We start from the raw sequence: 20821 nt of genomic DNA, 5'->3' as shown, positions 1-20821 counted from the left end.
CCTTGTTATCAAATACTCTGCTCATCGGGCAGCACGACAAGAAATGCCACCACCTCAAAGTCGCCGCTGCCGGCGAACTCGCCTTTCATGGCGTGTGTGCCACCGGGCGTGAACAGGCTGGCCACGGCCCGCTCCTCGTGCTTGCCGGCGACGGACGCCACCGCCGCAGCGAGCAGCTTCTGGGCGTGGCGCATGTCTTCGCCGCCTTTGCTTGCCTTGTCGAAGCGCGCACAGGCACTGTCATCCGGCCGTTCGCGCCCCAGCGCCAAGCGCTTGAGACGATCGAGAATGCGCTTGGCCTGCGGGTAAGGCAGCAACACGGTGCCGTCATCGCCGACATGCACCAGGTAGTGCGGCGCCAGCGGGTAGTCGGACGATGCGGCGGCTTTTACCGTCGGGCCGCAGGCTTGCAGGCAGAAGATGACGCCTGGGGGAATGTCGGCATCCAGCGTGGTGGTGACCGCATAAGCGCCCAGCGGCTGGGTGTCGAGCTTGCCGGGGTGGCTTTTGAGGTACTGCGCCAGGTCGATGCGAAAGTCGGTCAGGGTGAGGTCGGTGATCGCCACGCCGGTTGACAGGTCTTCCATGTCGATCACCGTGTCCTGCAACTTGAGCAGTTGCTTGCGCCGGTACTCCAGGTCGTTCATGGCGTTGCCGGACTGTTGCTCGATCAGGTTCTCTTCGCCGGTGGCCGAGACATCGAGCAGCACCATGCGGCCGCTGACGCGCTGTTCCAGGTTGATGTATTCCTCCAGCTCCATGTTGGGCCAGAAGTTCACCAACTGGATGCGCTGGTTGGGCGAGCCGATGCGATCGATACGCCCGAAGCGTTGGATGATGCGCACCGGGTTCCAGTGAATGTCGTAGTTGATCAGCCAGTCGCAGTCTTGCAGATTCTGCCCTTCGGAGATGCAATCGGTGGCGATCAGCAAGTCGATCTCGCCTTCACCCGCCATGTCTTGCGGGCGCTCCTTGGCGCGCGGCGCGAAGGCCGAGAGCACGTCGCCCATGCGCTTACTTAAACCCGGCATGGTGGTTTGAATGCCGGCGCTGCCTGTGACGACCGCCGAATGCACACCCAGCGTATCCCTGGCCCAGGGGGCAAGTTGGGCGTAGAGATAGTGCGCCGTGTCGGAGAAGGCGGTGAACACGATGATCTTGCGGTTGGCTTTGCCATCGTGGGTGTTGATGGGCTGGGCGCATTTGCGGGCAATCATGCCCTGCAAGGCTGCCAGCTTGGCATCGCGCGCGGCATCCACTTGGCGTGCTGCCGCCAGCAGGGTCGCCAGGCGGTTGCGGTCTTCCAGCAGGTCCTGCTTCCAGCGAATCAGATCCACATCGCCCAGCAGCACCTTGACCTTGCGCCCGACCAACAAGGTCTCGAATGCCGGGTCGTCGATATCGACGTCGGCAATGTCGATTTCCTCCAGCGCTTCGGCATGGGATTCGATGCGTGTCAGGGTGTTCTCTACATCCTTGAGTTGGCGCTGTACGGTCAGGGTGAAGGACGAAACACAGCTTTCCATGCGTTTGAGCACGTTCACACGCAGCAGGTGGATCAGGCTTTCTTCGCGATCCGCCTGACGGAAGAAACTTTCGCCGCCACGCACCTGGGTGCTGTACTTGGCGTCGTAGGCGGCCTGCTTGTGGGGCAGCACATAGCGCAGCGGCGCGTAGCTGGCGAGCGTGAGTCGGCGGATTTCCTGATTGATGTCGCGGATGGCACGGAATTCGCCCGCAAGGTCCACGTCGGCCTTGATGTTGATGGGCGGCAGTCGGTCCGGGAAGCGGCCGGTCTCGCTGGTGCCGTAGTACTTCTCCACATGCCGCCTGGAGCGGGCAATGGTGAGATGGTCCAGCAGGGTGAAGTAGTCAAAGCCCAGCATCTCCACCAACTGACTGGGAGTCTTTTCAGCTTCGTCCAGCGCCAGCCAGCGGTTGAACTGCGCCTGCGCCTTGCGGGTCGTGGCCTCGATGCTGGCGATGCCGTGTTCCAACAGGGCGGTGTCGTCGCCTTCGGTGGCAAAGGCAATCTGGTTGCGCAGGTCGGCCAAGCGGTTGTTGACCGGCGTGGCCGAGAGCATTAGTACCCGAGTCTTGACGCCTTCACGGATGATGCGTCGCATCAGGCGGTCGTAGCGCGATTCCTTGCCCTTGTGCGTGGCCTTGTTGCGGAAGTTGTGCGACTCGTCGATCACGACCAGGTCGTAGTTGCCCCAGTTCACATGAGACAGGTCGATGTCGCCCGACAGGCCGCCATCGCGCGACAGGTCGGTGTGGTTGAGCACGTCGTAGTTGAACCGATCAGCCGCAAGGATGTTGCGCTTGTCGTTGGCCTTGTAGAGCGTCCAGTTGTCGCGCAGGCGCTTGGGCGCCAGCACCAGCACGCGGTCGTTGCGCAGTTCGTGATACTTGATGATGGCCAGGGCTTCGAAGGTTTTGCCCAGACCCACGCTATCGGCGATGATGCAGCCGCCAAAGCGGTTCAGCTTGTCGATGGCACCCACCACACCGTCGCGCTGGAACTTGAAGAGCTTTTTCCACACCACGGTATTGCGGATGCCGGTGGCGGACTTGACGATGCGCTCCTCGTCCATCTCGTCACCGCTGTCCTGAAACAGGCGGTGCAGCATCAAGGTGTAGATGGTGAAGGGGTCACGGTGCTCGCCCAGCGCCTGCAGTGCTTCAAGGATGGACTCGCTCTCGTTGCGCTGGCCTTTGGAGTCGGTGGCATCAGCACCATGCAAGCCTGCCCACTGGTGATCAAACCATTGGGCGAGCTGCGCGGCTTCGTCGACCGTTTCTGATGCCTGAATCAGGTTCAGAGGGTTGCCCGGCGTCAGACCAAGGCCAGACGTGTTGAAGGCAAAAGAACCCAGAATCACTTGCGCAGGAGCCCCGTCCGGCCCGCGCATAACGGCAGCTCCCTGTGGCACCCCTTTTGATGCCCGCCGAAGCGCCACTTTCTCTGTGATCCATTTCGCGCATTGATTGGCCAACCAGCGTGCCTGCAGACGATTGCGTGCAGCGCGGTCGCTCTCCGTACCCAAGAGTTCAAGTGCCTCGTTGTCAGGAGGCACGATCAATTGAACTCGATCCAGAGCAGACAACGCCTCCCGGATTTCTGCAAAGGCGTAGAGAGAGAACGAAGGCGTTACACAGTCGAGTCGGTTGCCGTGCTTGAGGTGGGGCTGCATCAAGTCGATGACGCGCTGTGTTCCGGTGTTTTGGATCAGCTTCATGGTCGTTTCCGTTCAGTCAGCAATCGACGTTTCTGCACTCGGCGATGCATACCCCGGCGCCAGCACTGCATTGCGCACGCCGTAGATGGCGAGGTGGTCCTTCAACCAAAGCCGGTACTCAGGGCCGCGCAGGCTATGGTCGGGGGAGCAGTCCACACTCCATTTGCGCAGGATGTAGCCAGCGGTGGCGGCGCGCAGCTTCATGTGCAGCACGCCGCCTCGCATGCCGTAGTCCATTTCAGTGATTTCTGGCCGGGGCTGATCCGGGTGAGGAACCAGCTCCAGCTCGACGATCCGTGTCCATTGAATGTCCTGATCGCTCATCTCGTGGGGCGCCACGGGCTGCCCCTTGCGCACCACAGGACGCTTGATCCGGGTGATGACGAAATCCCGGAATTCCTGCGATTTGCGGTCGAAGGCGCGGACGTGCCAACGCAGGCCGTTGTCGATCAGCGCGAACGGGACGATCTCCCGCACGGTGCGGCCACTGGAGATGGAGTGGTACTCGATGCCGAGCGGGCATTCGCGGTGGATGGCCCGAGTCACGCTCGCCAGGATGTCCAGGTCAGGGTGGGTGAGCCGGGACGGGCTCTCGCTGGCCACCCAGGCCTTGATGTGCATCGGTTCACCGTCGCCAAAACCCTGCGTCAGCCACGACAACACCCGCTCGGGCGGGAAATCGAAGATCGGCTGGAAGCTCGGGCCGAGGACGTAGAACTTGCCTTTGCCGTCGTAGTCGATATTCCCCGGAGCCAAGTCCTTGTACAGCGCCAAGTCCCTGGATGCGGCGGCGGACTGGATACCAAAGCGCCTGACCAAGTCCTGGCGGCGCATCTCCCCAATGAAGCGCACGCGCAACTCCACGAACGCGAGCCGGTCGCGCTGTGGCTGGGTTAGATCGGCAAGCTGTTCGTGGGGCATCCTGGTTGGCTCGTTCGGGTTAGCGAATGCTTATGCGGATTTCTGCAGAAAGTATATGAGCTGCTTGAAAAGACGTCTATAAATCTAAGTTGGATTTCTAGTGCGCTGCATTATGATAACCATTTTTTGAGGCGCAAATGCAGTGATCTGGCATGGACGAGTAGGTGATGGTCCATCGGATCGCACCAGGAACGCCGTGGAATAGCGTGCATCCAGCAGGCTCCTGCGGACGAAAACTGGTGCGAATAGATCCTTGATAGGGAACAGGAGCACGGCCCATGGAACTGCGACACCTTCGCTGCTTTGTAGCTCTCGCAGAGGAGCTGCACTTCACACGGGCCGCCGGGCGCCTTCATATCGAACAGCCACCCTTGTCCCGCGCCATCAAGGAGCTTGAGGACGACCTGGGCGCGGTGCTCTTCGTGCGCAACCGCCGAGGTACGGTGCTTACCGAGGCGGGCGCAACTTTCCTGCAAGACGTGCGCAGGGTGTTCGCCGCGCTGAAACAGGCTCAGGAGAATGTCCGGGCGGTCGCGGCGGGCCTGAGCGGAAGCCTTCGCATCGCCGTGTCCGATGGCGCAATCGATCCCCGGTTGTCGACCCTCCTGGCCCGCTGCCGCGAGGAGGAGCCGGAGATCGAGATTCGCCTGTCCGAAGTGCCGTTGGCCGAGCAGTTGCGCGGGTTGCGCTCGGGCGACTTCTCGATCGGGTTTGCGCACACGGCGGAGGTCGGCGATGACATCCTGACCGAGCCACTCTGGCACGACTCGCTGGTGGTCGCGGTGCCCGCCCGGCACCCATTGCTTTCACACAAGGCCGTTCCGCTGCATCAGCTTGCGAGCTACCCACTGGTCTTATGCGATCCGCAGATATGCGAAGGCTGCTACCGCGAACTGGTGCGGCTCCTGCGGCCGCTGGAGCGTGAGCCCGACGTTGTCGAGCATGTGTCTTCGCTGGACATGATGCTTACCCTGGTCGGGGCGGGCTACGGGGTAGGCTTCATCACGGCAACCAGGGTCGCGGCGAGCCCGCGCCCCGATGTGGTGATCCGCCCCCTGGCTATGGATTCCGCGATCATCACGACCTACTTGCTGCGACCTACCAGCGAGAGCATGCCGGTATCGGTGGAGCGGTTCATCGCGCGCCTGCGCGAGCACTCGGGCGATTGATGCGGCGGCAAGGGCCGTAACTGAAGTTCGCGGCCGCTTATGGCGAGCCTTGCGGCTCACTGCCAGAGTTGAGGTTCTTTTCAGTCGCCGCCATCAACTCGCTGGCGCTGATCCCGAGCGCGGTAGCAATTTTCAGTATCAGGGGAAGCGTCGGCACATGCTCCCCGCGTTCGATCTTGCCCATGTGCGAACGCGATATTCCAGCCTGAAATGCAAAGTCGTCTTGAGCGACGCCTTGCGCGACGCGAGCGGCACGAACGGCCCGCCCGAAAGCTAATGCTGGTTCGGATTCATAGGTCGGTGTGCCAGGTGGACGACCTGGCTGAATAGTAAGCTTCTGCATCGACAGAAGCGTCAAACAATCCACTTAAATTAACCACGTTAAACATATAGACGTTAAAGTTCTCTCTTTACTATGATTGTCGTTTTCAGAAGACGGCTGCACTGAACGTCAGAAGCCGACTGCACTATAGCAGCGGAGGGGTTGGATCCATCAGGCAACGACGGGCTGCTGCCGGCCATCAGCGGACGCAGGGAGGACTTTCCGCAACCGGCCGTTCGATGCGGCACCGATGGCCTTCGCGCAGGGGTAGTGAATCCGCCAGGATTGACTTGCGCTGCCCTACCTCTCACTAGTGAGGGGCGGCAGCGCATCAAGCGGTGAGCGCACTCCGGCACCGCCAACTTTCAGCACATGCGTGTAAATCATCGTCGTAGAGACGTCGGAATGGCCGAGCAGATCCTGCACGGTTCGAATGTCGTAACCGCTGCGGAGCAAGGCCGTCGCGAACGAGTGGCGGAGGGTGTGCGGTGTGGCGGGCTTCGTGATGCCTGCTTGTTCTACGGCACGTTTGAAGGCGCGCTGAAAGGTCTGGTCATACATGTGATGGCGACGCACGACACCGCTCCGTGGATCGGTCGAATGCGTGTGCTGCGCAAAAACCCAGAGCCACGGCCAGGAATGCCCGGCGCGCGGATACTTCCGCTCAAGGGCGTCGGGAAGCGCAACGCCGCTGCGGCCCTCGGCCTGGTCCTTCAGCCACCATGCCCGTGCACGCGACAGCTGCTCGCGCAGGCTGGGTGCCAAGCTCTCGGGTAACATCAAGGCCCGATCCTTGGAGCCCTTGCCCTCCCGCACGATGATCGTGCCGTGATCGAAATCCAGATCCTTGACCCGCAGTTGCAAACCCTCACTGATCCGCATGCCCGTTCCATACAGAAGCTGGGCGAACAAACGATGCTCGCCTTCCAGAAAACCGAGGATGCGAACCACTTCATCCGGGGTCAGCACCACCGGCAAGCGCCGCGACGGCCGAGGTCTTCCGATCTCCTGAAGCCAGGGCAGATCCGTGCACAGCACCTTGCCGTAGAAGAACAGCAAGGCCGCCAATGCCTGACGATGCGTGGAGACCGAAACCTTGCGCTCGTTCGCCAGCCAGGACAGAAATGCCTCGACTTCGCTGCTGCCCAAGGTTGCCGGGTGACGCACACCGTGGAAACGGATGAAGGCACGAACCCAGTTGACATAAGCCTGTTCGGTTCGTAAACTGTAATGCAAGTAGCGTATGCGCTCACGCAACTGGTCCAGAACCTTGACCGAACGCAGCGGTGGTAACGGCGCAGTGGCGGTTTTCATGGCTTGTTATGACTGTTTTTTTGTACAGTCTATGCCTCGGGCATCCAAGCAGCAAGCGCGTTACGCCGTGGGTCGATGTTTGATGTTATGGAGCAGCAACGATGTTACGCAGCAGGGCAGTCGCCCTAAAACAAAGTTAGAAAAGGGCAAGTATGAAGAAATTATTTGTTTTATGTGTATGCTTCCTTTGTAGCATTACTGCCGCAGGAGCGGCTTTGCCTGATTTAAAAATCGAGAAGCTTGAAGAAGGTGTTTATGTTCATACATCGTTCGAAGAAGTTAACGGTTGGGGTGTTGTTTCTAAACACGGTTTGGTGGTTCTTGTAAACACTGACGCCTATCTGATTGACACTCCATTTACTGCTACAGATACTGAAAAGTTAGTCAATTGGTTTGTGGAGCGCGGCTATAAAATCAAAGGCACTATTTCCTCACATTTCCATAGCGACAGCACAGGGGGAATAGAGTGGCTTAATTCTCAATCTATTCCCACGTATGCATCTGAATTAACAAATGAACTTCTTAAAAAAGACGGTAAGGTGCAAGCTAAAAACTCATTTAGCGGAGTTAGTTATTGGCTAGTTAAAAATAAAATTGAAGTTTTTTATCCCGGCCCGGGGCACACTCAAGATAACGTAGTGGTTTGGTTACCTGAAAAGAAAATTTTATTCGGTGGTTGTTTTGTTAAACCGGACGGTCTTGGTAATTTGGGTGACGCAAATTTAGAAGCTTGGCCAAAGTCCGCCAAAATATTAATGTCTAAATATGGTAAAGCAAAACTGGTTGTTTCAGGTCATAGTGAAATTGGGGACGCATCACTCTTGAAACGTACATGGGAACAGGCTGTTAAAGGGCTAAATGAAAGTAAAAAACCATCACAGCCAAGTAACTAAATTTCTAACAAGGCGGTGAAACTCATTCCGCTTCGCTTCACTGGACGCCGCAAGCGGCGCCGTTTACCTTCGCGTTAGGCATCACAAAGTACAGCATCGTGACCAACAGCACCGATTCCGTCACACTGCGCCTCATGACTGAGCATGACCTTGCGATGCTCTATGAGTGGCTAAATCGATCTCATATCGTCGAGTGGTGGGGCGGAGAAGAAGCACGCCCGACACTTGCTGACGTACAGGAACAGTACTTGCCAAGCGTTTTAGCGCAAGAGTCCGTCACTCCATACATTGCAATGCTGAATGGAGAGCCGATTGGGTATGCCCAGTCGTACGTTGCTCTTGGAAGCGGGGACGGATGGTGGGAAGAAGAAACCGATCCAGGAGTACGCGGAATAGACCAGTCACTGGCGAATGCATCACAACTGGGCAAAGGCTTGGGAACCAAGCTGGTTCGAGCTCTGGTTGAGTTGCTGTTCAATGATCCCGAGGTCACCAAGATCCAAACGGACCCGTCGCCGAGCAACTTGCGAGCGATCCGATGCTACGAGAAAGCGGGGTTTGAGAGGCAAGGTACCGTAACCACCCCAGATGGTCCAGCCGTGTACATGGTTCAAACACGCCAGGCATTCGAGCGAACACGCAGTGATGCCTAACGAGGGGGACGTCCAAGGGCTGGCGCCCTTGGCCGCCCCTCATGTCAAACGTTAGACATCATGAGGGTAGCGGTGACCATCGAAATTTCGAACCAACTATCAGAGGTGCTAAGCGTCATTGAGCGCCATCTGGAATCAACGTTGCTGGCCGTGCATTTGTACGGCTCCGCAGTGGATGGCGGCCTGAAGCCATACAGCGATATTGATTTGTTGGTTACTGTGGCCGTAAAGCTTGATGAAACGACGCGGCGAGCATTGCTCAATGACCTTATGGAGGCTTCGGCTTTCCCTGGCGAGAGCGAGACGCTCCGCGCTATAGAAGTCACCCTTGTCGTGCATGACGACATCATCCCGTGGCGTTATCCGGCTAAGCGCGAGCTGCAATTTGGAGAATGGCAGCGCAATGACATTCTTGCGGGTATCTTCGAGCCAGCCATGATCGACATTGATCTAGCTATCCTGCTTACAAAAGCAAGAGAACATAGCGTTGCCTTGGTAGGTCCGGCAGCGGAGGAATTCTTTGACCCGGTTCCTGAACAGGATCTATTCGAGGCGCTGAGGGAAACCTTGAAGCTATGGAACTCGCAGCCCGACTGGGCCGGCGATGAGCGAAATGTAGTGCTTACGTTGTCCCGCATTTGGTACAGCGCAATAACCGGCAAAATCGCGCCGAAGGATGTCGCTGCCGACTGGGCAATAAAACGCCTACCTGCCCAGTATCAGCCCGTCTTACTTGAAGCTAAGCAAGCTTATCTGGGACAAAAAGAAGATCACTTGGCCTCACGCGCAGATCACTTGGAAGAATTTATTCGCTTTGTGAAAGGCGAGATCATCAAGTCAGTTGGTAAATGATGTCTAACAATTCGTTCAAGCCGACCGCGCTACGCGCGGCGGCTTAACTCCGGCGTTAGATGCAGTGGTTTTGAACTGCAAACAAATTATGATGCGCGCTTTGCTTTTGCTGGTGTCAGCTATTCCTACACCAAAACCAATATGCCAGCTCAGATGCCAGGTCTGGGATCCAATAACTATCTCCCTGATCACACGTTCACGCTGACAGCGGGTGCACGCTTCTTGGAAGAAAAGCTGACTGCGGGGGCGCGTTACAATTATGTATCCAGCGGCAAAACAACATCAGCAGCCAAGACACCATCCTATGCGCTGGTTGATGTATTTGCCAATTACAAGTTTACCAACAATGTTGACCTGACATTGAGAGTTAATAACGTCTTCAACAAAACCTACACCCCTGCGCTCAATACATCAGGTTCAGGTCAGGGACGGACTTTCATGGTGGCTGTCGTTTTCAGAAGACGGCTGCACTGAACGTCAGAAGCCGACTGCACTATAGCAGCGGAGGGGTTGGATCCATCAGGCAACGACGGGCTGCTGCCGGCCATCAGCGGACGCAGGGAGGACTTTCCGCAACCGGCCGTTCGATGCGGCACCGATGGCCTTCGCGCAGGGGTAGTGAATCCGCCAGGATTGACTTGCGCTGCCCTACCTCTCACTAGTGAGGGGCGGCAGCGCATCAAGCGGTGAGCGCACTCCGGCACCGCCAACTTTCAGCACATGCGTGTAAATCATCGTCGTAGAGACGTCGGAATGGCCGAGCAGATCCTGCACGGTTCGAATGTCGTAACCGCTGCGGAGCAAGGCCGTCGCGAACGAGTGGCGGAGGGTGTGCGGTGTGGCGGGCTTCGTGATGCCTGCTTGTTCTACGGCACGTTTGAAGGCGCGCTGAAAGGTCTGGTCATACATGTGATGGCGACGCACGACACCGCTCCGTGGATCGGTCGAATGCGTGTGCTGCGCAACATCCCTTTCCACCGCCAGCCACGTCAAATACCGTTTGACATCGTCGGTATCAAGCAATGTGGGGGACTTGCTCCGGACAAAAGCCTGGAACTTTCTGGCCCAGCCATAATAACTCGATAGCGTTTTGGCAGAATAATGACGAATCCGGATTTCTTCCCTGAGCCTTGTCAGTTCACCCACCCAGGACGCACCTTCAGATTTCATGGTGGCCGGAGGCAGTTTTGAGATTCTTTCAGGTTCGCAGGCAGGTGTCGGCAGGGCATCTTTCGTTTCCCCGGCCATTCGGTAATACAAACGAACGGCACGTGACGCTTCCTCGATCTGGAAAGGGTGCTGACCTTTGTCTTGCAGCTTTTCGGCGAATAGACCAAGGCTCAGTTCGTCAAGGTATCCATTCCCGTATTTGTGGCAGAAATCCAGATAATAGCGTAGCCATTTCCGGTGCTCGCCATGACGGTTGGCATCAACCGCCTCCCGTTCCAGCCAATCGTCATATTTGTCCAAAAGCGCCTTCGGCAACGTGATCATATGGGATATCCTCTTCACATTTATTATGAAAATAATATGATATCCATAAGGAAAAATTTCAAGTATTTTCTTGAAATTGCCAATTGTTAAGTGTAATCTAGCATTTTTTGAGTGGAGTTGTCTGATCGGGCACTCATGATCGGCACCACCTAAGACGAGATATAAAGAAACGAATTAATAATTTGTTATGCTGTGAGCCGGGTTATTGGCGAAGCGAACGTATGACGATTACAGCAATAAACGCAAAGGTAAAAAAATGACATGGAGAACGACCAGAACACTTTTACAGCCTCAAAAGCTGGACTTCAATGAGTTTGAGATTCTTACTTCCGTAATTGAGGGCGCCCGAATTGTCGGCATTGGCGAGGGCGCTCATTTTGTCGCGGAGTTTTCACTGGCTAGAGCTAGTCTTATCCGCTATTTGGTCGAAAGGCATGAGTTTAATGCGATTGGTTTGGAATGTGGGGCGATTCAGGCATCCCGGTTATCTGAATGGCTCAACTCAACAGCCGGTGCTCATGAACTTGAGCGATTTTCGGATACCCTGACCTTTTCTGTGTATGGCTCAGTGCTGATCTGGCTGAAATCATATCTCCGCGAATCAGGAAGAAAACTGCAGTTAGTCGGAATCGACTTACCCAACACCCTGAACCCAAGGGACGACCTAGCGCAATTGGCCGAAATTATCCAGCTCATCGATCACCTCATGAAACCGCACGTTGATATGTTGACTCACTTGTTGGCGTCCATTGATGGCCAGTCGGCGGTTATTTCATCGGCAAAATGGGGGGAGCTAGAAACGGCTCGGCAGGAGAAAGCTATCTCAGGGGTAACCAGATTGAAGCTCCGCTTGGCGTCGCTTGCCCCCGTCCTGAAAAAACACGTCAACAGCGATTTGTTCCGAAAAGCCTCTGATCGAATAGAGTCGATAGAGTATACGTTGGAAACCTTGCGTATAATGAAAACTTTCTTCGATGGTACCTCTCTTGAGGGAGATACTTCCGTACGTGACTCGTATATGGCGGGCGTAGTAGATGGAATGGTTCGAGCGAATCCGGATGTGAAGATAATTCTGCTGGCGCACAACAATCATTTACAAAAAACTCCAGTCTCCTTTTCAGGCGAGCTTACGGCTGTTCCCATGGGGCAGCACCTCGCAGAGAGGGTGAATTACCGTGCGATTGCATTCACCCATCTTGGACCCACCGTGCCGGAAATGCATTTCCCATCGCCAAAAAGTCCTCTTGGATTCTCTGTTGTGACCACGCCTGCCGATGCAATCCGTGAGGATAGTATGGAACAGTATGTCATCGACGCCTGTGGTACGGAGAATTCATGTCTGACATTGACAGATGCCCCCATGGAAGCAAAGCGAATGCGGTCTCAAAGCGCCTCTGTAGAAACGAAATTGAGCGAGGCATTTGATGCCATCGTCTGTGTTACAAGCGCCGGCAAGGACAGCCTGGTTGCCCTATAGGAAACCGGAAATGAAAATGAGGGAGCATAACCTGCGAATCCACCGGACGGTTTTCAACCGCCGGTGATCAGCGCGTTAGATGCACTAAGCACATAATTGCTCACAGCCAAACTATCAGGTCAAGTCTGCTTTTATTATTTTTAAGCGTGCATAATAAGCCCTACACAAATTGGGAGATATATCATGAAAGGCTGGCTTTTTCTTGTTATCGCAATAGTTGGCGAAGTAATCGCAACATCCGCATTAAAATCTAGCGAGGGCTTTACTAAGCTTGCCCCTTCCGCCGTTGTCATAATCGGTTATGGCATCGCATTTTATTTTCTTTCTCTGGTTCTGAAATCCATCCCTGTCGGTGTTGCTTATGCAGTCTGGTCGGGACTCGGCGTCGTCATAATTACAGCCATTGCCTGGTTGCTTCATGGGCAAAAGCTTGATGCGTGGGGCTTTGTAGGTATGGGGCTCATAATTGCTGCCTTTTTGCTCGCCCGATCCCCATCGTGGAAGTCGCTGCGGAGGCCGACGCCATGGTGACGGTGTTCGGCATTCTGAATCTCACCGAGGACTCCTTCTTCGATGAGAGCCGGCGGCTAGACCCCGCCGGCGCTGTCACCGCGGCGATCGAAATGCTGCGAGTCGGATCAGACGTCGTGGATGTCGGACCGGCCGCCAGCCATCCGGACGCGAGGCCTGTATCGCCGGCCGATGAGATCAGACGTATTGCGCCGCTCTTAGACGCCCTGTCCGATCAGATGCACCGTGTTTCAATCGACAGCTTCCAACCGGAAACCCAGCGCTATGCGCTCAAGCGCGGCGTGGGCTACCTGAACGATATCCAAGGATTTCCTGACCCTGCGCTCTATCCCGATATTGCTGAGGCGGACTGCAGGCTGGTGGTTATGCACTCAGCGCAGCGGGATGGCATCGCCACCCGCACCGGTCACCTTCGACCCGAAGACGCGCTCGACGAGATTGTGCGGTTCTTCGAGGCGCGGGTTTCCGCCTTGCGACGGAGCGGGGTCGCTGCCGACCGGCTCATCCTCGATCCGGGGATGGGATTTTTCTTGAGCCCCGCACCGGAAACATCGCTGCACGTGCTGTCGAACCTTCAAAAGCTGAAGTCGGCGTTGGGGCTTCCGCTATTGGTCTCGGTGTCGCGGAAATCCTTCTTGGGCGCCACCGTTGGCCTTCCTGTAAAGGATCTGGGTCCAGCGAGCCTTGCGGCGGAACTTCACGCGATCGGCAATGGCGCTGACTACGTCCGCACCCACGCGCCTGGAGATCTGCGAAGCGCAATCACCTTCTCGGAAACCCTCGCGAAATTTCGCAGTCGCGACGCCAGAGACCGAGGGTTAGATCATGCCTAGCATTCACCTTCCGGCCGCCCGCTAGCGGACCCTGGTCAGGTTCCGCGAAGGTGGGCGCAGACATGCTGGGCTCGTCAGGATCAAACTGCACTATGAGGCGGCGGTTCATACCGCGCCAGGGGAGCGAATGGACAGCGAGGAGCCTCCGAACGTTCGGGTCGCCTGCTCGGGTGATATCGACGAGGTTGTGCGGCTGATGCACGACGCTGCGGCGTGGATGTCCGCCAAGGGAACGCCCGCCTGGGACGTCGCGCGGATCGACCGGACATTCGCGGAGACCTTCGTCCTGAGATCCGAGCTCCTAGTCGCGAGTTGCAGCGACGGCATCGTCGGCTGTTGCACCTTGTCGGCCGAGGATCCCGAGTTCTGGCCCGACGCCCTCAAGGGGGAGGCCGCATATCTGCACAAGCTCGCGGTGCGACGGACACATGCGGGCCGGGGTGTCAGCTCCGCGCTGATCGAGGCTTGCCGCCATGCCGCGCGAACGCAGGGGTGCGCCAAGCTGCGGCTCGACTGCCACCCGAACCTGCGTGGCCTATACGAGCGGCTCGGATTCACCCACGTCGACACTTTCAATCCCGGCTGGGATCCAACCTTCATCGCAGAACGCCTAGAACTCGAAATCTAACGTCCGTTCGGGCATCGAGGTCCATGTCGGGGTGGGACGGGCCCGTGGCTTCAAGATCACTTGCAGTCCGACCGCGATGTCTTGGTTGCGCGAGAGGTTGTCGATATCCTCCACTTCCATCATCAACCCTGGATAATGCCGCCGCCGTCATCGCCGCCGACGCCCGTGCCGGGCTTTTCGGGCCTGTCAGGCTTGCTCGGCCTTCAGCCTGCCTGGGCGAGATCTCCGGCGGACGGATTAACGGCGGAGCTTCGCCGCCTTTCGTGCGTGTGAAGGCCGAAGATAGGGCTCTGTTGCAAAAATCGTGAAGCTTGAGCATGCTTGGCGGAGATTGGACGGACGGAACGATGACGGATTTCAAGTGGCGCCATTTCCAGGGTGATGTGATCCTGTGGGCGGTGCGCTGGTATTGTCGCTATCCGATCAGCTATCGCGACCTTGAGGAAATGCTGGCGGAACGCGGCATTTCGGTCGACCATACGACGATCTATCGCTGGGTCCAGTGCTACGCCCCGGAGATGGAGAAGCGGCTGCGCTGGTTCTGGCGGCGTGGCTTTGATCCGAGCTGGCGCCTGGATGAAACCTACGTCAAGGTGCGGGGCAAGTGGACCTACCTGTACCGGGCAGTCGACAAGCGGGGCGACACGATCGATTTCTACCTGTCGCCGACCCGCAGCGCCAAGGCAGCGAAGCGGTTCCTGGGCAAGGCCCTGCGAGGCCTGAAGCACTGGGAAAAGCCTGCCACGCTCAATACCGACAAAGCGCCGAGCTATGGTGCAGCGATCACCGAATTGAAGCGCGAAGGAAAGCTGGACCGGGAGACGGCCCACCGGCAGGTGAAGTATCTCAATAACGTGATCGAGGCCGATCACGGAAAGCTCAAGATACTGATCAAGCCGGTGCGCGGTTTCAAATCGATCCCCACGGCCTATGCCACGATCAAGGGATTCGAAGTCATGCGAGCCCTGCGCAAAGGACAGGCTCGCCCCTGGTGCCTGCAGCCCGGCATCAGGGGCGAGGTGCGCCTTGTGGAGAGAGCTTTTGGCATTGGGCCCTCGGCGCTGACGGAGGCCATGGGCATGCTCAACCACCATTTCGCAGCAGCCGCCTGATCGGCGCAGAGCGACAGCCTACCTCTGACTGCCGCCAATCTTTGCAACAGAGCCTCCGTCGCCATGCTCACCTCGCTTTGGTGCACACGAGTATTGAGCATAGTCGAGATTGGTGCAGATCACTTCTGATATTGAACTGTCAGGAGCTGGCTGCACAACAGCCATTACGCCCAATCAACTGGTGCAGTCGTCTTCTGAAAATGACAATGATGCTGGTTTGCCCTTGACCTGCTTCGTCGCTTCTGTGGGTTCTCCATGGACAACATCACCAGCCAACCTGCCCACCTCAGGCTTGCGATAGCGCCAGGCGTATCGTCATCTCAGCTTTCGGCGCTGCTCGCGCTGCAACGCGCGCAAGAGCCAGAGGTCAGCATCGCGTTCTTTGAGGTTGCAGGTGACGAGCTGCTTGATGGACTTCGTGAAGGCCGCTATGACGTAGGGGTGTCGCTTCAAGGGTCGAGCGATCCGGCCATCCAAACCCGGCCCTTGTGGATTGAGCACATGGCTGTTGCGATGCCGCTGCGGTTTCCCTTGCTTGACCAGGCAGCGCTCACCGTCGCCGATCTACAGGACTACCCGATCTTTCGCTGGCGGGCTGAGACGTGTTCTCTGCTGGATCATCGGCTGCTCTCGCACCCGCCTGCTGACCAGCAGAATCTTCAGTACGTCACGTCTTTCGAGATGATGGCGCTATGGGTTTCTGCCGGCTACGGTGTCGGGCTATCCGCGCAATCGCGCATCAAGCGCGCCCATGGATGGGGAATCAGCATGCGCCCGCTGGACGACGGTCCCTACGAGATCGTGACGCACCTGCATAGACCCCAAGGGCAAGCGAACTCTGTTTCCGAGCGATTCGAGAGCAGAGCTCTGCATGTAGCACAAGCTCAGGGCGCCTGATACCACTTCGCTTAGGAGCAGGTCGCAGGGCACACAACTCAGTGGCTGCCTGTAGCTGCCCTAAGACAGCAGTGGATGCATCTATCCATCAGGAGGGCAAAACTGGTATCATTTGTGGCCCAAATCGGACATCCGAACTGGGGAAACCCGTTATTAATCAATGGGTTGGATGCGCGGATTTGTTCCCTCTACCCGCTCCATGTCTCCAGGGTATTCACCCCAGACAGACGCGGCGCACTCGTTGAACCACACCGGAGTCCAGTGTGTGTGGCAGCGCTGAAACCTCATTCTTCAATGCGTCGGGCTGTGGCTCCTTCGAACCACAGCCCGAGTAGCTTATGCGCCCGCTTGCGCAGCCGCGTCCTTGGCCGCGGCAGTTACAGAGCTCCCGAAACCGGTATAGGTCGATCCGTTGCAGTGCAGGTATGCGCGGAAGACGACGCCATTCAACTCGGCGTTGTCAAAATAGCAGTGCGTACCGGTCTTGGATGATTTCTTCACAAGCCGCATTGCCATCGCGTTTGAATCGTCGACGCTGGAGCCAAGGCCGGCAACGCTCCAGGATTGGCCCGGGCGAGTGCAGCTGTAGGGATACTTATAGCCATGTGCCGACCCATAGTAGTAGTCGACATTGCACCGCGCCTGCGTCGCCGCCAGGGTGATGGCCAGCTCAAGCAGGTTCTGTCCCGCAGTGGTGGTCGTCATGCCATAGGCGGAAATCGGAGTGGAACTGCACTCTCCTTTGATACCCACACCCGGTGCCGGGATGCTGACATAGGGATCGCGTGCGAAAACACTGCATACCGGGCCTTCCTCGGCGACGGCCAGGAAGCCATTGGTGTTGGCCGTCGCAGCATCGATATTGCTGCCAACGCCCGCGACCGTACCGTTCTTGCCGCAGCGCCGGATCACCACGCCTCCGCCGTTCGGCAGCATGTCCATGCCGGGGTCGCAGATGCCCGGCCCGATCGATGCTGCTGCGGCTCTGGCGTAGTCACTTTCTGCGTTTGCGGCCATCGGGGCCTGGGTGGAAAGCAGTGCAAGCATCAGCGGAAAAGAAATCGCAGCCATTCAAAACCTCGAATCCATGAGTGAGCAGTGACGCTAGCAGAGGCGCCATTCTGGAAAACCGGAATTCGACCAATCCGCCACTGCTGCAAGCCAGTGATTCGATTCAGAATGCCCGCGTCTGTGAAAATGTGCGGTAGTTCGCGCTGCGTCTCCGGCTGCGCGGCTGCCGCGGCGGGCTCCTGCAACCTCCGCTGTCTGCCGGGCCCGTCGGGCCGCAGGGTTCAGTTGGTGCTGGGCTTGGGGATGCTAAAAGATCGTTAACCGTCGACCTATCGTCCGCTGCCCGGAGCGCGAATGATCCCCGCACTTTTGCCCCTCAGGCGTTGCTTTGATTTTTCAGGGCGATCCAACCGGAAAGAGTTCTGGTCGTACTCCCTGTCTGCTGCGCTTGTGGTGGCAGCGAGCTACACCTTGATGGACGGCGGATACTGGCTGACGGGCACCGTGCTGCTCGATGGGGAGGCCTTCGAGCCGTTCCGGATGCTGGGGTGGGGCATGACGGTCTGCGCGGTCATCGTCCTCCTTCCGCCGATGCTGGCCCTGGCCGTTCGACGACTGCATGACATCGACGAGTCTGGCTGGTACGTCGTGATCGCCTTCATCCCGTTGGGCGTATTCGTCCTCTTCCCGGTCATGCTGCTGCCGGGCAACGAGGAAGAGAATCGATTCGGCGGCATTTCCGGTCTGCCGGGCGCCTGACTCAGCGCCGGGCGAAGTCCACCAGGTCGGAAGGGTAGTGCGGGCAGGTGCGCAGCGCGGCATCGTCGCCGCCATACAGCACCACCAGCGCTGCTACCTCAAGCGCCCAGTAGCCCCAGGCATTCGGTCCGGTCAGGCGTCGGGTCCGCTTCTGGGCTTTGGGCGACAGCAGGAAGAAGTCGCGGTACTGCACCTGCAGGTAGCCGGCCAGCAGTGAAGGGATGAACGCTTCACCGTCGCGCAATGGCGCGAACAGCTCTGCGAACGGGCGCGGATGAAAGACCTCATCACTGGCTTCCACCAGGCCCAGCGCCGGCGCGCTGAGGTAGTCCAGCACGCGGTCGGTTTCGAAGCAGAGCACCTGCTCCACCAGCGCCGGAAGACGATCCTGCGCATCCAGCAGCACGCCCAGTGACAACAGCTGCAGGGCGTATTCGTAGTGCTGCGTTGTGCGCGGTTGCAACGGCGCGGCCAGCGCGATGTCGTGGCCTTGCTGTTGCAGGCTGTCCTGGGCTACCGCCAGCAAACGTGCGTGTTCCAGCCACAGCTCTGTCACGTCGGCATGCATCTGCTGCAATGCCGTGGGGGCGAAGCCGCGGTCGGTGCCTTTCAGCAGCAGGTTGCTGCCGGTCTGGGCAACCGCTTCCCAGCCGTAGGCATGTTCCAGTGCCGCATGCCCCTGCAGCGGTTCCTCCGCAGGTTCACCGCCATTGCGCGCATGACGCGCAAGCAGGGCCATGCCCGCGTTCCAGTCCGCCTGCCAGTCCGGCAGGCGAAGCATGCGGCGCGGTACTCCCGGATCCTTGGCCAGTGCTCTCCATCGCGGTAGTACGTCCAGCAGCAGATTCCGGCGGTTCACGGCAGTCATCGGTTCCATCATCAGGGAAAGTCTAGCGGCAATGCCGGTTCGACCCCCATTGCCTGGCACCGCGTTGAAGGTTTGAATGGTGCGCAATCGCAGTCACCCTGCCCGCATGACCGTTGATCGAATCGCCCTCCGCCGTTTCACCCAGTGGCTGCCGTTCCTGGTCCTGGTCGCCATCTGCGTGGCCTGGTGGTCGCCGCTGGGCGTGGTTGTCGCCCTGGCCGCGTGCCTTGCAGTGGGTGGCGTGCTGCAGCGCTTCGATCTGGTCGGTGATGCCGTAGGCGGCGCACTGCTGCGCTCGCGGGCGACGCTGCCCTTTGCCACACGGCCGCCCACGCATGATGTCCTGTTGGATTGGGGTGAGCTGGGCATGGGAGGGCCGGCCTACAGCACCCAGATGCTGCGCGATGGCGCCATTGTCGAGGGCGTATCCACCGGAGGCAGCCACGATGCCAGTGGCGAGTGGCAGACGCTGGCGGGAAGCGCGCTGCGCGTGGCCAGTGGCTACATTGATCGCAGCGAAGCGGTGATCGTCTACGACGAAGCGGACAAGAGGGTGATGCACCTGCTGGCGATTGTTCCCAGCCTGTTCTGGCAGGAGCTGCACGAGCGCCGGCAGCTTGGCGGGGATGCCGAAGCCGCGATGTGGTTGCGGGATCATCCCTGCCGATCGAGCACGCTGCGCCCCTGCCGGGGTCTATGGCTGGACCCGGAGCATCCGGCGCTGGCCGCCGGGTTGCCGCAGGCATTGCGGCATGTCCTGCCGGATGCCCGGGTGCTGCAGGCCATCCCGCTGCTTCCCGACGATCTGCGCCTGACCGCGCATCCGACCCTGTTCGCGCGCATCTGCCCGTACGCGCTCTGTCTCGATGGCGAGCCCAGTGACCGTCACGCCTGCGATCTGGAGACGGTGATCACCAGCCCGTCCGGACAATGCGTGGTGGTGGCGGGCAGCGTGCTTGATGGGGATCTGCGTCCCATCGAGGGCGTATGGCTCGTCCACTGGCAGGGGCGTTGGCAGGCCATTGGCCGCCGTGCGACGGGCGGCAGCGGCAAGGCCCGCAGTGGGGCCTGGATCGATGTGATCGAGGCCGGCGATGACGGTACGCTTCGCTGCGACGCCTATGAGGAACACTGGACGTTCGACGCGATCACACGCATCCCCACGCTACACACGGCACTCGCCTTGCCTGTGGAATGGCGGGAAACCGCACTGGCCGTGCGTGTCCGCGATGGGCACTTCTCGTTGCGCCTGCCCCGCGCGGTTTGGCGGCGCCACGCATCCCTTGGATGAGCCATGAGGATGTCCCCGGCGACGGTGCGGCCATCGCCGGAGACGGTGCGGCGGCTACCGGCCGTCAGTCAGAGTAGAAGCCGTTGCCGAGGGTGCCGGGCAGACCGGGTTCCGGCCATGGCATCAGTGACGTGCAGGCGTCATACAGCGTGCAGAAGTCCTGCCGAAGTTGCGCAGGCACCCAGCTGCCGTAGGAAACGTCGGTCGAGTCGCCCTGGCAGGCGTAGGAAACATCGATCCAGCGGGTATTGGCGTGTGAGGCAACGCCCTGGTGCTGTGTCTTGCCTGTGCAGTAGCGCAGGCCCTGGCCGATCAGCGTGTTGTTGGCATCGAAGTAGAGCCGGGAGACTGCATGGGTCGGCGCAGCCTGTACGTCTGCGGCGCCTCCCACCAGGCCAAACAGCAACAACAGCGGAATTCCCATTCGCATCTGTGGTTCTCCTTGGGGTGTGTAAGCCGGTCGTGTTCTGTCCATCAGCCGGCGAAAGGCATCTTCGCACAGCCCCGTCAGGCACGCAGATGCGGCGGCCTGCTGGGCATCATCCACCCGCCAC

At 58.7% G+C, this 20821-nt stretch carries 19 protein-coding genes and 3 pseudogenes; 13 read left to right on the top strand and 9 right to left on the bottom strand.

What is annotated here, in order from left to right; all coding sequences use genetic code 11:
• Positions 1–8 precede the first annotated feature (8 nt).
• Together M1L61_RS17870 and M1L61_RS17865 are read right to left on the bottom strand one after the other, a co-directional pair.
• A complete protein-coding gene (locus tag M1L61_RS17870; protein ID WP_180738362.1) occupies positions 9–3242 on the bottom strand; it encodes a helicase-related protein in 3234 nt (1077 codons plus the stop codon).
• 12 nt (positions 3243–3254) lie between these two features.
• Positions 3255–4163 carry a WYL domain-containing protein gene (locus M1L61_RS17865; RefSeq protein WP_180730018.1) on the bottom strand — a complete coding sequence of 303 codons (909 nt, stop codon included), beginning with the start codon at positions 4161–4163 and terminating at the stop codon, positions 3255–3257.
• Positions 4164–4441: 278 nt separating this feature from the next.
• Between M1L61_RS17865 and M1L61_RS17860 the strand changes: the two genes are divergently transcribed.
• Complete coding sequence (locus M1L61_RS17860) at positions 4442–5332, top strand: LysR family transcriptional regulator (protein WP_180730020.1); 891 nt, start codon at positions 4442–4444, stop codon at positions 5330–5332.
• Positions 5333–5369: 37 nt separating this feature from the next.
• On the opposite strand, the gene M1L61_RS17855 is transcribed toward M1L61_RS17860, so the two are convergent.
• Positions 5370–5675 (bottom strand): helix-turn-helix transcriptional regulator, encoded by a 306-nt coding sequence (locus M1L61_RS17855; protein ID WP_180730035.1) that lies wholly within the window; start codon positions 5673–5675, stop codon positions 5370–5372.
• Positions 5676–5954: 279 nt separating this feature from the next.
• Positions 5955–6968 carry a class 1 integron integrase IntI1 gene (intI1, locus tag M1L61_RS17850; RefSeq protein ID WP_248853876.1) on the bottom strand — a complete coding sequence of 338 codons (1014 nt, stop codon included), beginning with the start codon at positions 6966–6968 and terminating at the stop codon, positions 5955–5957.
• A 152-nt stretch (positions 6969–7120) separates the two neighbouring features.
• Between intI1 (M1L61_RS17850) and M1L61_RS17845 the strand changes: the two genes are divergently transcribed.
• From M1L61_RS17845 to M1L61_RS17830, 4 genes and pseudogenes are all read left to right on the top strand, one after another.
• Complete coding sequence (locus M1L61_RS17845; protein WP_186931965.1) at positions 7121–7861, top strand: subclass B1 metallo-beta-lactamase IMP-96; 741 nt, start codon at positions 7121–7123, stop codon at positions 7859–7861.
• A gap of 98 nt (positions 7862–7959) precedes the next feature.
• Entirely contained in the window at positions 7960–8514 is a 555-nt protein-coding gene (gene aac(6')-Ib, locus M1L61_RS17840; RefSeq protein ID WP_012695458.1) for an AAC(6')-Ib family aminoglycoside 6'-N-acetyltransferase, read from the top strand.
• A gap of 60 nt (positions 8515–8574) precedes the next feature.
• Positions 8575–9413 (top strand): annotated as a pseudogene (locus M1L61_RS17835) (AadA family aminoglycoside 3''-O-nucleotidyltransferase).
• Positions 9376–9840, top strand: coding sequence for a TonB-dependent receptor (locus M1L61_RS17830; protein WP_345779139.1), 465 nt, complete (start codon positions 9376–9378; stop codon positions 9838–9840). Before M1L61_RS17835 ends, M1L61_RS17830 begins: the two are co-directional and overlap by 38 nt.
• A gap of 174 nt (positions 9841–10014) precedes the next feature.
• On the opposite strand, the pseudogene intI1 (M1L61_RS17825) reads toward M1L61_RS17830, so the two are convergent.
• Together intI1 (M1L61_RS17825) and M1L61_RS17820 are read right to left on the bottom strand one after the other, a co-directional pair.
• Positions 10015–10329, bottom strand: a pseudogene (gene intI1, locus M1L61_RS17825) (class 1 integron integrase IntI1); the annotation flags it as partial.
• A 39-nt stretch (positions 10330–10368) separates the two neighbouring features.
• Positions 10369–10536: pseudogene (locus tag M1L61_RS17820) on the bottom strand (phage integrase N-terminal SAM-like domain-containing protein); the annotation flags it as partial.
• 580 nt (positions 10537–11116) lie between these two features.
• Here M1L61_RS17820 and ere(A) point away from each other — a divergent pair.
• The 6 genes from ere(A) (at position 11117) to M1L61_RS17790 (ending at position 16338) form a co-directional block, all read left to right on the top strand.
• A complete protein-coding gene (gene ere(A) / locus M1L61_RS17815; RefSeq protein WP_032490532.1) occupies positions 11117–12337 on the top strand; it encodes an EreA family erythromycin esterase in 1221 nt (406 codons plus the stop codon).
• Between the two features lie 183 nt (positions 12338–12520).
• The gene (locus tag M1L61_RS17810) at positions 12521–12868 is read left to right on the top strand and encodes a quaternary ammonium compound efflux SMR transporter QacE delta 1 (protein WP_000679427.1); all 348 of its coding nucleotides are present in this window, start codon (positions 12521–12523) and stop codon (positions 12866–12868) included.
• A complete protein-coding gene (sul1, locus tag M1L61_RS17805) occupies positions 12862–13701 on the top strand; it encodes a sulfonamide-resistant dihydropteroate synthase Sul1 (protein WP_000259031.1) in 840 nt (279 codons plus the stop codon). Before M1L61_RS17810 ends, sul1 begins: the two co-directional genes overlap by 7 nt.
• Positions 13702–13828: 127 nt before the next feature.
• The gene (locus tag M1L61_RS17800) at positions 13829–14329 is read left to right on the top strand and encodes a GNAT family N-acetyltransferase (RefSeq protein ID WP_000376623.1); all 501 of its coding nucleotides are present in this window, start codon (positions 13829–13831) and stop codon (positions 14327–14329) included.
• Between the two features lie 347 nt (positions 14330–14676).
• On the top strand, positions 14677–15441 hold the full coding sequence (locus M1L61_RS17795) for an IS6-like element IS6100 family transposase (protein WP_001389365.1): 765 nt from the start codon (positions 14677–14679) through the stop codon (positions 15439–15441).
• A gap of 255 nt (positions 15442–15696) precedes the next feature.
• Positions 15697–16338, top strand: coding sequence for a substrate-binding domain-containing protein (locus tag M1L61_RS17790; protein WP_180730033.1), 642 nt, complete (start codon positions 15697–15699; stop codon positions 16336–16338).
• Positions 16339–16674: 336 nt separating this feature from the next.
• Here the strand turns inward: M1L61_RS17790 and M1L61_RS17785 are convergent, their stop codons facing one another.
• Positions 16675–17409 carry a hypothetical protein gene (locus M1L61_RS17785; RefSeq protein ID WP_049437318.1) on the bottom strand — a complete coding sequence of 245 codons (735 nt, stop codon included), beginning with the start codon at positions 17407–17409 and terminating at the stop codon, positions 16675–16677.
• Positions 17410–17703: 294 nt separating this feature from the next.
• Here M1L61_RS17785 and M1L61_RS17780 point away from each other — a divergent pair, with 294 nt between their 5' ends.
• Positions 17704–18108, top strand: a complete 405-nt coding sequence (locus tag M1L61_RS17780; RefSeq protein WP_019336442.1) for a DUF805 domain-containing protein — start codon at positions 17704–17706, stop codon at positions 18106–18108.
• Position 18109: 1 nt separating this feature from the next.
• Here M1L61_RS17780 and M1L61_RS17775 read toward each other — a convergent pair whose 3' ends face one another.
• Positions 18110–18967, bottom strand: a complete 858-nt coding sequence (locus tag M1L61_RS17775) for a PoNe immunity protein domain-containing protein (protein WP_248853875.1) — start codon at positions 18965–18967, stop codon at positions 18110–18112.
• Between the two features lie 115 nt (positions 18968–19082).
• Here M1L61_RS17775 and M1L61_RS17770 point away from each other — a divergent pair, with 115 nt between their 5' ends.
• On the top strand, positions 19083–20267 hold the full coding sequence (locus M1L61_RS17770; protein ID WP_248853874.1) for a hypothetical protein: 1185 nt from the start codon (positions 19083–19085) through the stop codon (positions 20265–20267).
• A gap of 64 nt (positions 20268–20331) precedes the next feature.
• On the opposite strand, the gene M1L61_RS17765 is transcribed toward M1L61_RS17770, so the two are convergent.
• Positions 20332–20697: a hypothetical protein gene (locus M1L61_RS17765; protein ID WP_224328455.1), complete on the bottom strand. Its 366-nt coding sequence runs from the start codon at positions 20695–20697 to the stop codon at positions 20332–20334.
• Positions 20698–20821: the final 124 nt, after the last annotated feature.

It is taken from the genome of Stenotrophomonas sp. NY11291, from assembly GCF_023277365.1.
Lineage (GTDB): Bacteria > Pseudomonadota > Gammaproteobacteria > Xanthomonadales > Xanthomonadaceae > Stenotrophomonas > Stenotrophomonas geniculata.
This window is presented reverse-complemented; position numbering and strand designations above follow the sequence as displayed.

Coding starts and splice junctions, on each gene's coding strand:
- M1L61_RS17790 (WP_180730033.1), top strand. CDS start 15,697: ATGGACAACATCACCAGCCAACCTGCCCACCTCAGGCTTGCGATAGCG.
- M1L61_RS17785 (WP_049437318.1), bottom strand. CDS start 17,409: ATGGCTGCGATTTCTTTTCCGCTGATGCTTGCACTGCTTTCCACCCAG.
- M1L61_RS17865 (WP_180730018.1), bottom strand. CDS start 4,163: ATGCCCCACGAACAGCTTGCCGATCTAACCCAGCCACAGCGCGACCGG.
- M1L61_RS17845 (WP_186931965.1), top strand. CDS start 7,121: ATGAAGAAATTATTTGTTTTATGTGTATGCTTCCTTTGTAGCATTACT.
- M1L61_RS17765 (WP_224328455.1), bottom strand. CDS start 20,697: ATGCGAATGGGAATTCCGCTGTTGTTGCTGTTTGGCCTGGTGGGAGGC.
- M1L61_RS17810 (WP_000679427.1), top strand. CDS start 12,521: ATGAAAGGCTGGCTTTTTCTTGTTATCGCAATAGTTGGCGAAGTAATC.
- M1L61_RS17795 (WP_001389365.1), top strand. CDS start 14,677: ATGACGGATTTCAAGTGGCGCCATTTCCAGGGTGATGTGATCCTGTGG.
- M1L61_RS17800 (WP_000376623.1), top strand. CDS start 13,829: ATGGACAGCGAGGAGCCTCCGAACGTTCGGGTCGCCTGCTCGGGTGAT.
- M1L61_RS17770 (WP_248853874.1), top strand. CDS start 19,083: ATGACCGTTGATCGAATCGCCCTCCGCCGTTTCACCCAGTGGCTGCCG.
- M1L61_RS17855 (WP_180730035.1), bottom strand. CDS start 5,675: ATGCAGAAGCTTACTATTCAGCCAGGTCGTCCACCTGGCACACCGACC.
- M1L61_RS17780 (WP_019336442.1), top strand. CDS start 17,704: ATGATCCCCGCACTTTTGCCCCTCAGGCGTTGCTTTGATTTTTCAGGG.
- M1L61_RS17860 (WP_180730020.1), top strand. CDS start 4,442: ATGGAACTGCGACACCTTCGCTGCTTTGTAGCTCTCGCAGAGGAGCTG.
- M1L61_RS17870 (WP_180738362.1), bottom strand. CDS start 3,242: ATGAAGCTGATCCAAAACACCGGAACACAGCGCGTCATCGACTTGATG.
- sul1 (WP_000259031.1), top strand. CDS start 12,862: ATGGTGACGGTGTTCGGCATTCTGAATCTCACCGAGGACTCCTTCTTC.
- intI1 (WP_248853876.1), bottom strand. CDS start 6,968: ATGAAAACCGCCACTGCGCCGTTACCACCGCTGCGTTCGGTCAAGGTT.